This is a genomic window from Herbaspirillum sp. 3R11, assembly GCF_004563925.1.
Taxonomy (GTDB): domain Bacteria; phylum Pseudomonadota; class Gammaproteobacteria; order Burkholderiales; family Burkholderiaceae_D; genus Herbaspirillum.
In genome coordinates this window covers 893,473-905,886 of the sequence record NZ_SPNJ01000002.1, presented here as the reverse complement: position 1 = coordinate 905,886, position 12,414 = coordinate 893,473, and the positions used below count along the sequence as shown (strand labels likewise).

The following is a 12,414-nucleotide window of genomic DNA, read 5'->3' as shown; positions in this document are numbered from 1 at the left end:
AACGGGAGTAATGATGAACAAACGCATGTCCTTGAAAACCCTGGCCGCATTGACGCTGGCCATGTTCGCCGCCGCACCGGCAGTGTACGCTGCTGACAACGTCCTGAAGATCGGCGTCAACGGCGTCATGTCCGGCGCCGCTGCATCGTGGGGCCTGGTCAACAAATACTGCGCTGAGACCACGGCCGAGATGTACAACGCCAAGGGCGGCGTCGACATCGGCGGCAAGAAATACAAGATTGAAATCGTGGCACTCGACGACAAGAACGATCCGAAGATCTCGATCTCCAACGCCGAAAAACTCGCCAGTGACGGCGTCAAGTACATCATCGGCCCGAACATCGACACCACCGCCATCGCCGTCAAGCCGGTGATGGAACGCGCCAAAGCGATGAACTTCCCGTACGCATTCTCCAAGGAGCTGTACACCGCGCCGGCCAATGCATCCGTGCTCGGCATGGTGGCCTCGTATCAGGTCGGTCCGGTGGTCTACAAGTATCTGATGGACAAGAAAGGCGTGAAGAGCATTTCCTTCGTCGCGCGCAACGAGTCCGATGCCAAGAACCAGCAGGAAGAAGGCGTGGCCGCAGCCAAGAGCCTCGGCCTGAAGGTGCTGGCCGACAAGGAAAGCTACGAGCCGGGTACTACCGACTTCATGCCGATCATGTCCAAGCTGGTACGCGCCAAGCCTGACGCCATTGTTCTCTCGGGCGTGGCGCCGTCGGATGCGCCGCTGCTGATCAAGGCGGCGCGCGATCTGGGCTTCAAGGGTCAACTGTCCACTGAAACAGGTCAGGACGCCAAGATCCTCGAACAAGTCGCCGGTGAAAAAGCCGCGGGCTTCCTCTCCGTCGGCGGCGCATCGACGCCGGCGATCCAGTCGGATTACATGAAGCAATTCGTCGAGGTCTACAAGAAGCGCGTCGGCGAGTGGAATGACGAAGCCGGCACCAAGGCTTACGCGCTGGAACTGATCCTGGCCGTGCTGCAAAAGAACCCGAAGGCATTGACCGACGTCGAGCAATTCCGCAAGGAGATGCCGTCGTTCAAGATGACCAATCCTTTCGTGAAAGACAAGACCACCCTGCAATTCGTCGGCAAGAAAGACTTCGGCCGTCAATCGCAGGTGGGCGTACCGCTGGTGGTCAACGCTTACAAGGGCGGTGGCTTCGAGGCGGTCTATGTGGGACAGGTGGCGAACTGACGCTGCACCTGGCCTCTCCCCGGCTGTTGTTGTAATCCGCCGCACGTCATCCCTGCGCGCGGCGGTTCAGTAGCAGAAGCAGGCAGTAAAAAGCAGTACCAGGCAACAAAAGGCAGTCGCTGTAGAAATAGTCTGTTTCACCCATTGCCCGCACTGGCCTCCCTCCAGTGCGGGCAATACCCCGACATTCATGCAACAACAGAGGATTCATCAACCGACATGCTGCAAATTCTCATCAACGGACTCATCCTCGGCTCGGCCTATGCGCTCATTGCGCTGGGACTGACCATGGTCTTCAGCATCATGCGCGTGGTCAATTTCGCGCATGGCCAGATGTACATGCTGGGCGGCTTCGTCATGTACTACCTGTACGGACAATTCGGCTTCCCGTTCTGGCTGGCGCTGCTGCTGGCGGGTGCGACGCTGGGCGTGATCGGCATGGCGTTCAACCGCTTCCTGTTCCAGCCGGTGCTGGCGACTTCCAAGCGCGAAGAAAGCAGCATGCTGATGGCGGTCGGCACCGCGCTGCTGCTGGAAAACGTCGCGCTCTCGCTGTTCGGCGAAAAGCAGCGCGGCGTGCCGACGCTGATCGATGGCGTGCTGATCCTCAACGACGGCGATGCGTACCTGCCCTATTCGAATCTTGCGGTTGCCGCGATCTCGATCGGCTTCATCGTCGCGTTGCTGCTGTTCGTGCAATACACCAAACCCGGTCGCGCCCTGCGCGCCGTGGCGCAAGACAAGGAAGCGGCGCTGCTGCAAGGCGTCAACGTCAAGTTCATCACCACGCTGGGCTTCGCCATCGGCGCAGCGCTGGCCGGTATCGCCGGCGGCCTGCTGGTGACGCTGTACGGCGTCAACGCCGGCGTCGGCACCAACATCTCGACCAAGGCCTTCATCATGATCATGATCGGCGGCGCCGGCGTGACCTCGGGCGCCATCGTCGGCGGCTTCGTGCTCGGCATGGCCGAAGCAGTTGGCTACGACCTGCTGCCGAGCAGCATGACTTACCTGCTGATCTTCGTCGCCATGATCGTGTTCCTGATCTTCAAGCCGAACGGCCTGTTCGGCAAACCCTGGGGCTGATCATGACGGTATCTCTCAATTCCCCGCTCACTTCCTTGCTTTCACGAGGCGCCATGAAACTCGACCAACGCCGCGACTTCTCGGTGATCCTGCTGATACTCGGCGTGCTGATCGTCCTGCCGCTCGGCATCGGCCACTCGCGCTACCTGATGTCGGTGCTGATGAACTGCGCCGGCGTGGCCGTCATCGCCAGCGGCGTGTGGCTGACCTTTTGCATCGGCCGCATCAATATCTGCCAGGCCGGCTTCGCACTGATCGGCGGCTATGTCACCGCCATCCTGATCGCCAAAGCCGGCCTCAGCTTCTGGATCGCGCTGCCGCTGTCGTGTCTGGCGTCGGCCCTGTGCGGCGCGCTGATCGGCAGCGTGATTCTCAAACTCAAGGGCATCTACTTCTCGATGTTGACGATCTGTCTGACGGAAGCGATCCGACTGGCGTTTCTGAATGGCGGCAATCTGACGCAAGGCTCCAAAGGCATCACCGGTCTGCCGCAACCGTTCTCGGGCGACTCTGCATTGCCGCTGTATTACCTCGGCATCGCATTGCTGGCGATCGCGCTCGGCGTAGTCTGGCGCGTGCACTATTCGCGTCTGGGAGGCATCTTCCGCGCCATGCGACTGAACGAGGATCTGGCCGAGAGCTTTGGCGTCAACGTCTGGCGCTACCGCATTCTGGCCTTCTCCATCGCCTGTGCGCTGGGCGGCTTGGGGGGCAGCTATTTCTCCGTGTTCACACAGAGCGTGTATCCGCAAAGCTTCACGGTCGAACACAGCATTTACTACATGCTGTTCTGCTTCCTCGGTGGACTGGAGTATGTCAGCGGCGCGATGATCGGCGCGTTTGCACTGACCATCCTGTTCGAGCTGCTGCAGGACTTCCAGCAATATCAATCGCTGATCTACGGCGTGCTGATGATTGTCGTGATGCTGACGCTGCCGAACGGACTGATGGCGCTGCGCGGCTTCTCGTTCTCGCTGCCGTTCCGCAAAGGAGAGGCTAAATGAGTGCATCCATGAATCCCGTGAGTCCATCGGTCACCCCGCCCCCGGACAAACGCATCATCCTCGAAGCCAGCGGCCTGAGCAAACGCTTCGGCGGTCTGCTGGCCAACGACGATGTCTCGCTGTCGCTCGGCACCGAGACCGGCAAGGTCACCTCGGTGATCGGCCCCAACGGCGCCGGCAAGAGCACCTTCTTCAAAATGCTGGCGGGCTTTTGCACGCCGACCACCGGCAAGGTTCGCCTGTTCGGCGAAGACATCACCGGCCTGAATCCGCACAAGATCTCCGCCCGCGGCCTGGTGCGCACCTTTCAGGAAACCACGATCTTCCCCGAGTTGACCGCGCTCGAACACGTGGCCCTCGCACGCCAGCTTTCGCGCAGCGCCAACGACTTCCAGGTATTCGCCAATACCGCGTCGGCGCGCCGCGACGAAGACCGCATGCGCACCGACGCATTGGAAATCCTGCGCTTCCTCGATCTCGACGGTGTCGCCGACAGCGTCGCCAAGACGCTGCCGCACGGCTACCTGCGCCTGCTCGGCATCGCCATGGGCATGGCCGCGAGTCCCAAGGTGCTGCTGCTCGACGAACCTTACGCCGGACTCAATCCCGACGAAACCGACCGCGCCGTCGAACTGACGCGCAAGATCGCCGCCAGCGGCGTCTCCATCCTGCTGGTGGAACACGACATGAAAGCCGTGATGAAAATCTCCGACCATATCCACGTGCTCTATTTCGGCAAAAAGATCGCCGAAGGCAGCCCGGAAGAAATCCGCAACAACGAACAGGTGATCGAAGCCTATCTGGGCAAGGAAGACGAGGACATCGGCCTATGAACGCGATACTGGAATCCGCTGCATCCGATACAAGCGCCGCCGCGCCTGCGGTCCCACACCTGCAGCTGCAAAACGTCTCGCTCAACTACGGCCAGGTGCGCGCGCTGCAAGACGTCAGCCTGCGCGTGGACCAGGGCAGCGTAGTGGCGCTGATCGGCGCCAACGGCGCAGGCAAGTCGTCGACGCTGCGCGCCGTCACCGGCCTGTCGCCGGTCTGCGGCGGCAAGGTCCTGCTCAATGGCGGCGACGTCACCGGCACCTCGGCGCACAAGCTGGTCGAGCAAGGTGTGGCAATGGTGCCGGAAGGCCGCCACGTGTTTCCGTTCATGTCGATCAAGGACAACTTGCTGATGGGTGCGTACACGCGTTCGGACAAGGGCGGCATCGCAGCCGACCTGGACAAGGTGCTGACGCGCTTCCCGCGCCTGAAGGAACGTTTCGGCCAGCAGGCGTCGAGCCTGTCCGGCGGCGAGCAGCAGATGGTCGCCATCGGTCGCGCCCTGATGGCGCGGCCGCGCCTGCTGCTGCTGGACGAACCGTCGCTGGGCATCGCGCCGCAATTCATCCGCCTGATCGCACGCACCATCCTCGAGATCAACAAGGACGAGGGCGTCACCATCATGCTGGTCGAGCAGAACAGCCGCATGGCGCTGATGATTTCGCGCTACGCCTACATCCTCGCCACCGGACGCATCGAGTTGGAAGGGGTCTCGCGCGAGCTGCTCGACCATCCCGACATCAAACGTCTGTATCTGGGCGCATAAGTCAGCATCACCCGTGTTTGCATCAGCACCAACCATCAAGAACAATCGAGACAACGTGAAAATCAACATCGTCAATCCCAACACCACCGCCAGCATGACGGCCAAGATCGGTGACTGCGCCCGTCAGGTCGCGGCGCCGGGTACCGAGATCTGGGCCTGCAATCCCGCCACCGGCCCGGTCTCGATCGAAGGCCACTACGACGAAGCCATGTGCGTGCCCGGCTTGCTCGGAGAAATTCGCCATGCCGAAGCCGCCGGCGCCGACGCTCACATCATCGCGTGCTTCGGCGATCCTGGCCTCGATGCCGCACGCGAAATCGCCAGCGGCCCGGTGTTCGGCATCGCCGAAGCGGCCATGCACGCCGCCAGTTTCATCGGCAAGCATTTCAGCATCGTCACGACACTCGGCAGGACCTGCGGCATTGCTGCGCACCTGGCCGAGCGCTACGGCATGCAGCGCTTCTGCCGCAACATCCGCGCCTGCGAAATCGCCGTGCTCGACCTCGATAACCCGGCGTCGCAAGCCTATGCCGCCATCATGCAGGAATGCCGCCTTGCGCTGGCCAAGGACGACGTCGACTGCATCGTGCTCGGCTGCGCCGGCATGGCCGACCTGTGCCAGGCCATCAGCAAGGAGCTCGGCGTGCCGGTGATTGACGGTGTCAGCGCGGCGGTGACCTTTGCCGAAGGCCTGGTCCGACTGGGCCTGCACACCAGCAAGCGCGGCGACTGGGCTTATCCTCTGCCCAAGCAATACCTCTGAGTGATTGCCGACGGCGTCAGTCGTGGTCGGTCAACATCAGACAGCATCAGTCGGCGACGCGCACCACCACCTTGCCGAAATTGCGGCCGTCGAGCAAACCGATCAACGCGGCTGGCGCATGCTCCAGTCCCGCGACGATGTCCTCGCGCAACTTGACCCGCCCGTCGGCGACCCAAGCGCGCATGTCGCGCTGGAATTCTGCATGGCCGTCAGTATAGTGATCGAGGATGATGAATCCTTGCACGCGAATACGACGGAACACCAGGGCGCTCAATAATTGCGGCAGGCGATCCGGCCCCGCCGGCAGACCCTTTTCGTTGTAATGTGCAATCGAACCCGACACCGGTATGCGCGCGTGATCATTGAGCAGCGGCAGCACGGCGTCGAATACCGGGCCGCCCACGCTCTCGTGATAGATGTCGATGCCGTCCGGGCATGCCGCAGCAAGCTTGCGCGCGAAGTCCGGATCGCGCCGGTCGATGCAGACGTCGAATCCCAGCTCCTCCTCCACGTAGCGGCACTTGTCCGCGCCGCCGGCGATGCCGACTACGCACGCGCCCTTGATCTTCGCGATCTGGCCAAGCACCGAACCGACAGCGCCGCTGGCCGCCGCCACGACCACGGTTTCGCCGGCTTTCGGCTGGCCTATCTTGAGCAGCGCGTGATAGGCAGTGAAACCGGGCATGCCGAGCACGCTCAGCGCATGAGAAGGATGAGAATGCGCTGCATCGCCGAGCGGCGTCAGGTCGCTGCCGTCGGACAAGGCGTATTCCTGCCAGCCGTCGAAACTCAGCACCAGATCGCCCTCGCGGAATTGCGAATGGCGGGATACCACGACACGGCTGACGGTGCCGCCCACCATGACCTCGCCCAGCGCCAGCGGTGGCGCATACGAGGCGGCGTCGCTCATGCGGCCGCGCATGTAAGGGTCGAGCGAAAGATAGACGGTCTGCAGCAGCAACTGCCCAGCCGCAGGCACGGGGATGGCGGCCTCTTCCAGACGGAAGTCCCGGGGGAGCGGCGCACCGTCGGGGCGCCGGGCCAGCACGATACGACGATTGATCAGAGGGCGTTGCGGCATGAATTTCTCCTTATCAATATTGGAATGCAATTTCAATTAATAGACCGGTCGTCTAGTAACAACTTAAATAAAAGACCGCCAAACACTGCAGCATGTTGGCGGCCGCCGGCAATGCGGAATCAGCCCCGCGAATCCCCGAGTCCCAGCAATTTCCGCGTACTCCCCATCGTCGTATCGAGCGGTCCGCGATGGCGGCTGATCTTGGCCATCAGGCTGCCGCCCAGCCACAGCTGGTACAACGTGGCAGCCAACTCGGCCGGCTCCTGCGTCACCTGCAGCGATTGATCGGCCTGCCCCTCCGCCAGGCAGCGCGTCACGCGCTCGACGATGCCGCGCGTGCCCCACTCCAGCGTCGCCCGCATGCTTTCGGACAGATCGGAGACTTCCGCACTGAGCTTCACCGCCAGGCAACGTTGATCCGGATCCCCGCCGGTCTGGGTATCGAGCCAGTACTGCCAGTAACGCATCAACCGCTGCGCCGCCGGATCGCGACCGCCCAGCAAAAGATCGAGCTGTGCATGGTGGCCGGTGAAATACCAGGTCAGCAAGGCGTCGCCGAAGGCTTCCTTGGACGCGAAGTAGTGATAGAACGAGCCTTTGGGGATCTTCGCAACCGCCAGCAACTCGGTCAGCCCGACCGCCGTGAAGCCCTTTTCCAGCATCAGGGATTTGGCGACCTCGAGCATGTGCTGGCGCAGATCGGGGGGAGCAGTAGTCATAAGGCGTATCTTAACCATGATTAGACCGGTCGTCTAGTTAACGTTGACGACAAACTGGTTTGTCAGGAGAGCACCCTATATCGGAGCACAAACAAAAAGGGCTTACGTTTTACCGTAAGCCCTTCTGAATTGCTGGTGGCCCCCCCGTGAGTCGAACACGGCACCAACGGATTATGAGTCCGCTGCTCTAACCAAGCATGAGCTAGGGGGCCTGAGTCTGGCCGGGACCGAAGTCCCGGTCTGACTTAGTTACCTTCCAGGAAGCTCTTCAGCTTGTCGGAGCGCGACGGATGGCGCAGCTTGCGCAGCGCTTTTGCCTCTATTTGACGAATGCGCTCGCGCGTGACGTCGAATTGCTTGCCGACTTCTTCCAGGGTGTGGTCGGTCGACATTTCGATACCGAAACGCATGCGCAGCACCTTGGCTTCGCGTGGCGTCAGGGAGTCGAGGATGTCCTTGACCACACCGCGCATCGAAGCATGCAACGCTGCATCGGCCGGGGCCAATGTGTTGTTGTCTTCGATGAAGTCGCCCAGGTGCGAATCGTCGTCGTCGCCGATCGGCGTTTCCATGGAGATCGGTTCTTTGGCGATCTTCATGATCTTGCGGATCTTGTCTTCCGGCATTTCCATCTTGATGGCCAGCGTCGCCGGATCAGGTTCTGCACCGGTTTCCTGCAGGATCTGACGCGAGATGCGGTTCATCTTGTTGATGGTTTCGATCATGTGCACCGGAATACGGATGGTGCGCGCCTGGTCGGCGATCGAACGGGTAATTGCCTGGCGAATCCACCATGTCGCATAGGTCGAGAACTTGTAGCCGCGACGGTATTCGAACTTGTCCACTGCCTTCATCAGGCCGATGTTGCCTTCCTGGATCAGATCCAGGAATTGCAGGCCACGGTTGGTGTACTTCTTGGCGATCGAGATCACGAGACGCAGGTTGGCCTCGGTCATTTCACGCTTGGCCATGCGCGCCTTCTTCTCGCCGGCGCCCATCTTCTTGTTAATACCGCGCAGATCCGGCAGCGGCAGCACGACGCGCGCTTGCAGGTCGATCAGCTTCTGTTGCAGTTCCTTGATGGCAGGCACGTTACGCGCCAGCACGACGCTGTAGGCGTGGTTGCCGCTGACTTCGCCGTCAACCCACTCCAGGTTGCTTTCGTTGCCTGGGAAAACCTTGATGAAATGCGCGCGCGGCATGTTGCACTTGTTGACGGCGACGTCGAGGATCTGACGCTCGATCTGGCGCACTTCGTCGACTTGCGCACGCAGCGTGTCGCACAGCTTTTCAACGACCTTGGCGGTGAAGCGGATGCCCAGCAACTCGTTGGAAATGATTTCCTGTGCCTTGACGTAGGGCTTGGAGTTGTAGCCTTCTTTTTCGAAGGCCTTGCGCATGTTGTCGAACTGGGTCGAGATGGTGGCGAACTTGCCCAGCGCATCGCGCTTGAGCTGTTCCAGCTGCTCGGCGGAGAAACCTGCGGCGCCGCCGGCGCTGCTGCTGTCGCCTTCTTCTTCCTCTTCTTCGCCGTCTTCTTCGTCGTCCTCTTCGTCTTCTTCATCCGAAGCGGCGGCGACAACGACTTCGCCTTCACTCATGTCAACCAGGCCGTCGACGATTTCGTCGACCTTGATTTCGTCCTTCGAGATCTTGTCGGCGGCAACCAGGATTTCAGCGATCGTGGTCGGGCAAGCCGAGATCGCCTGGATCATGTCCTTGAGGCCGTCTTCGATGCGCTTGGCGATTTCGATTTCGCCTTCGCGGGTCAGCAGTTCGACCGAGCCCATTTCACGCATGTACATGCGGACCGGGTCGGTGGTGCGGCCGAAATCGGAGTCGACGGTCGACAGCGCTGCTTCGGCAGCGGCTTCAGCGTCGTCGTCGCTGGCGACATTGGCGACGTTGTCGGACAGCAGCAATGTCTCGGCATCGGGCGCGTGTTCGGACACGGTGATGCCCATGTCGTTGAACGTGCCGATGATGCCTTCGATTGCTTCCGGATCGACGATGTTTTCGGGCAGGTGATCGTTGATTTCAGCGAAGGTCAGGTAGCCGCGCTCCTTACCCTGTTTGATCAGGGTCTTGAGCTTTTGGCGGCGACGCTCGAGTTCTTCTTCGGTGGCTTCGGTGTCGGACGAGAATGCGTCTTTCAGCAGTGCCTTTTCCTTGGCTTTGCGATCCTTGGCCTTGGCTTTGTCGACGGCCTTGAGTTCGGCGCGCTCAACCGCATTCAGTGCGGCGATTTCGTCGTTCTCGGGCTGGAATTCCTTCGGCTTGCGGCCACGGCGGCCCGGCACCTTGACGGACGGCAAAATGTAGCCGGACGTGTCGATGGCTGCCAGTGCGGCGGCGTCGGTCGTCTGGCTGACGCCAGGCGCGATCATGACGCTGACGTCTTTGACTTCGCTCTTGACTGCTGCTTTGGCGGCAGGCTTGGCGGTTTTCGGTTCAGGTTTCTTGATTGTCACAGAAGCTTTCGATTGCACAGAAGCCGGCTTGACGCTGGCTTGAGATAAGTTCTTCTTCGTTGGCGTTGCAGCCGCTTTGGTAGTCGCTTTGGCGATTACCGGCGCTGCAGCGCGAACCGCCGTAGAAGCAGGTTTGGCACTGGTTTTTTTCGCCGAGGCTGTCAATGCAGCTTTCGCCGGCGAGCTTGTTGCCCTTACTGCCGTCGCCGTTGCTTTGCCGGTAGGCTTTGCAGCAGCTGTTTTCTTCGGGACCGATCGTGTTACAGGGGTCGACTTGCTTGCCGGCTTGACGGCCGGCTTGGTGTTTTTAGCGGAAGGTGTCGGAGTTTTTGCGGTTTTCTTCATTGCATCTGCCATAGAATCAAAGCCAAGTGAGTCAAACTCATTGCGCCAATAAAACCATGCTCTTCATGCATCTCATATCACTTGGATACGATTTGCCCGCGCAACGTTCCTAAATCTTTCGTCCCCTGCATTTCTTGTCCAATGCGATGGCTTATTTGCCTTCATTCGCTCTATGGACCGATGGTTCAATGAATCTTTGCCGCATCACGAATTATGTTTCGCCGCGGAATTAAAGCCCTAGATTATAACATATATAGGGTGTTTTTCCCGGAGATCAAGGCAATCCTGCGTAACATCGAGCCCCGATCGTCCCTCAACACCTCTCAAAATCATCCGAAATCGGCTCCCGTGAGACGTTTCAGATGTTCCTTCCGATGCATCAATTCCCGGTAGCGGCTTTGGGCAAGTTCATCCCTCAGGCCGGCAATCGACAATTGCTTCATTTCATCTTCGACTTGGCGCATTTTCATCTGGCGCACGGCGCCGGCCATTTCTTGCCGGACGACATCAAATTCGGATTCGGTCTCGGTTTCGGCCGCGATTTCGGCGATCAGGCTTTCAAAATCCGCCCCGCCATCACGCAGCAATTCGACCAGCGTCGCAAAATTGGCTTGCTCACCCATGCTGCGGCACGCTTCAACCAGTTGCGTCACCATCTGCGCATGATCCGGCGCGTGATGACCGACCACCACCAGGGTGTCGTCGTCGAGGTCGCTGGACAAGGCCGGATGCGCCACCAGCAGCCGCACGATCTGACGCTCCAGTCCGATCGGCGCCATGCGCTTGCTGCGCGGCGGCGGCGCCCGGCGCGTACTTGCCTGCACCACCGGCTTGGACAGCTCGAACAAAGCCTCGATTTCAGCCGGCGTGGTCTGCGTGACCTGGGCCAGGCTGCGCACGATCTGCAGACGCAAGGACGACGGCGGCAACGCCTGCAACATCGGCTTGGCGTCGAACTGCGCGCGGGCGCGGCCTTCCGGTGTGGTCATGTCGTTCTCGCCGACCACTTCCTTGATCAGGAACTGCGACAGCGGCATCGCTTCTTTAATCTGCTGCTCGAACGCTTCGGCGCCTTTTTCGCGCACATAGCTGTCCGGGTCGTGCTCCTTCGGCAGGAACAGGAACTTGATGATCTTGTTGTCCGAGGCATGAATCAGGCAGGCATCCAGCGCGCGCCGTGCGGCGCGTCGTCCGGCCGAGTCGCCGTCGAAGCTGAACACCACTTCGTCGGTCTGACGCAATAATTTCTGCACGTGGATCGGCGTGCACGCCGTACCCAGCGTCGCCACCGCCTGCGGGAAACCCAGCTGCGCCAGCGCCACCACGTCCATGTAACCTTCGGTCACCAGCACGTAGCCCGCTTCGCGGATCGCCTGGCGTGCTTCGAACAAACCGTACAGCTCGCTACCCTTCTGAAATAGCGGCGTTTCCGGGGAGTTCAAGTACTTCGGCTCGCCGCCGTCCATGACGCGGCCGCCGAAGCCGATGACCTGGCCCTTGGTATTGCGAATCGGAAACATCACGCGATGACGGAAGCGGTCGTAACGCTTGCGGCCCATGCGCTGGCCGCCGTCCTCGTCGCTCTTGTCGATCACCAGGCCGGCCTCGACCAGCGCCGGCACTTCATAATCCGGGAACACCTTGCGCAGGCTGTCCCATTCATCAGGCGAATAACCGAGACCAAACTTTGCGGCGATTTCGCCGGTCAGGCCGCGGCCCTTCAAATACTCGACGGCGTTCGGCGCCGCCCGCAACTGCTGGCGATAGAAATCGCAAGCCGCCGACATCGCGTCCGACAAGGCCATGCTCTTGGCCTGCTGCTCGGCGCGCTGCGCCGGCGGGATGCGGTCGTCGTTGTCGGGCACCGTCATGCCGACGCCTTGGGCCAGATCCTTGACCGCCTCGACAAAGCCAAGGCCGGAATATTCGATCAGGAAACTGATGGCCGTTCCATGCGCGCCGCAGCCGAAGCAGTGATAGAACTGCTTGGTCGGACTGACCGTGAAGCTCGGCGATTTTTCGTTATGGAACGGGCACAGGCCCATGAAGTTGGCGCCGCCCTTTTTGAGCTGCACATACTTGCCAACCACATCGACTATATCGACGCGGTTGAGCAAATCCTGAATGAACGACTGTGGAATCAC

Annotated in this window: 11 protein-coding genes and 1 tRNA gene; 7 read left to right on the top strand and 5 right to left on the bottom strand. The window is 60.7% G+C overall.

Annotated features, from left to right (window positions below; translation table 11 throughout):
• Positions 1–25: 25 nt before the first annotated feature.
• The 6 genes from E4P32_RS12455 (at position 26) to E4P32_RS12430 (ending at position 5,654) form a co-directional block, all read left to right on the top strand.
• Entirely contained in the window at positions 26–1,204 is a 1,179-nt protein-coding gene (locus E4P32_RS12455; RefSeq protein ID WP_233526790.1) for an ABC transporter substrate-binding protein, read from the top strand.
• 219 nt (positions 1,205–1,423) lie between these two features.
• Positions 1,424–2,290 (top strand): branched-chain amino acid ABC transporter permease, encoded by an 867-nt coding sequence (locus tag E4P32_RS12450; RefSeq protein WP_050477525.1) that lies wholly within the window; start codon positions 1,424–1,426, stop codon positions 2,288–2,290.
• A 53-nt stretch (positions 2,291–2,343) separates the two neighbouring features.
• Complete coding sequence (locus E4P32_RS12445) at positions 2,344–3,294, top strand: branched-chain amino acid ABC transporter permease (protein WP_116436829.1); 951 nt, start codon at positions 2,344–2,346, stop codon at positions 3,292–3,294.
• A complete protein-coding gene (locus tag E4P32_RS12440; protein WP_116436830.1) occupies positions 3,291–4,127 on the top strand; it encodes an ABC transporter ATP-binding protein in 837 nt (278 codons plus the stop codon). The genes E4P32_RS12445 and E4P32_RS12440 overlap by 4 nt, the downstream gene beginning before the upstream one ends.
• Positions 4,124–4,891 (top strand): ABC transporter ATP-binding protein, encoded by a 768-nt coding sequence (locus E4P32_RS12435; RefSeq protein WP_116436831.1) that lies wholly within the window; start codon positions 4,124–4,126, stop codon positions 4,889–4,891. The genes E4P32_RS12440 and E4P32_RS12435 overlap by 4 nt, the downstream gene beginning before the upstream one ends.
• Before the next feature lie 55 nt (positions 4,892–4,946).
• Entirely contained in the window at positions 4,947–5,654 is a 708-nt protein-coding gene (locus E4P32_RS12430) for an aspartate/glutamate racemase family protein (RefSeq protein WP_116436895.1), read from the top strand.
• Positions 5,655–5,700: 46 nt separating this feature from the next.
• On the opposite strand, the gene E4P32_RS12425 is transcribed toward E4P32_RS12430, so the two are convergent.
• From E4P32_RS12425 to rpoD, 4 genes are all read right to left on the bottom strand, one after another.
• Entirely contained in the window at positions 5,701–6,735 is a 1,035-nt protein-coding gene (locus E4P32_RS12425) for an NADP-dependent oxidoreductase (RefSeq protein ID WP_116436832.1), read from the bottom strand.
• A gap of 119 nt (positions 6,736–6,854) precedes the next feature.
• The gene (locus tag E4P32_RS12420; protein ID WP_116436833.1) at positions 6,855–7,454 is read right to left on the bottom strand and encodes a TetR/AcrR family transcriptional regulator; all 600 of its coding nucleotides are present in this window, start codon (positions 7,452–7,454) and stop codon (positions 6,855–6,857) included.
• 133 nt (positions 7,455–7,587) lie between these two features.
• Positions 7,588–7,666, bottom strand: a tRNA-Ile gene (locus E4P32_RS12415).
• A gap of 33 nt (positions 7,667–7,699) precedes the next feature.
• The gene (rpoD, locus tag E4P32_RS12410; protein ID WP_199525708.1) at positions 7,700–9,925 is read right to left on the bottom strand and encodes an RNA polymerase sigma factor RpoD; all 2,226 of its coding nucleotides are present in this window, start codon (positions 9,923–9,925) and stop codon (positions 7,700–7,702) included.
• 133 nt (positions 9,926–10,058) lie between these two features.
• Between rpoD and E4P32_RS24215 the strand changes: the two genes are divergently transcribed.
• Positions 10,059–10,322, top strand: a complete 264-nt coding sequence (locus E4P32_RS24215) for a hypothetical protein (RefSeq protein ID WP_199525709.1) — start codon at positions 10,059–10,061, stop codon at positions 10,320–10,322.
• A gap of 277 nt (positions 10,323–10,599) precedes the next feature.
• Here the strand turns inward: E4P32_RS24215 and dnaG are convergent, their stop codons facing one another.
• Positions 10,600–12,414 (bottom strand): DNA primase, encoded by a 1,815-nt coding sequence (gene dnaG / locus E4P32_RS12405; protein ID WP_116436835.1) that lies wholly within the window; start codon positions 12,412–12,414, stop codon positions 10,600–10,602.

Bases quoted from the DNA above. Each gene is read 5' to 3' on its own strand.
- E4P32_RS12425 (WP_116436832.1), bottom strand. From the start codon at position 6,735: ATGCCGCAACGCCCTCTGATCAATCGTCGTATCGTGCTGGCCCGGCGC.
- E4P32_RS12455 (WP_233526790.1), top strand. From the start codon at position 26: ATGTCCTTGAAAACCCTGGCCGCATTGACGCTGGCCATGTTCGCCGCC.
- E4P32_RS12420 (WP_116436833.1), bottom strand. From the start codon at position 7,454: ATGACTACTGCTCCCCCCGATCTGCGCCAGCACATGCTCGAGGTCGCC.
- E4P32_RS12435 (WP_116436831.1), top strand. From the start codon at position 4,124: ATGAACGCGATACTGGAATCCGCTGCATCCGATACAAGCGCCGCCGCG.
- E4P32_RS12450 (WP_050477525.1), top strand. From the start codon at position 1,424: ATGCTGCAAATTCTCATCAACGGACTCATCCTCGGCTCGGCCTATGCG.
- E4P32_RS12445 (WP_116436829.1), top strand. From the start codon at position 2,344: ATGAAACTCGACCAACGCCGCGACTTCTCGGTGATCCTGCTGATACTC.
- E4P32_RS12440 (WP_116436830.1), top strand. From the start codon at position 3,291: ATGAGTGCATCCATGAATCCCGTGAGTCCATCGGTCACCCCGCCCCCG.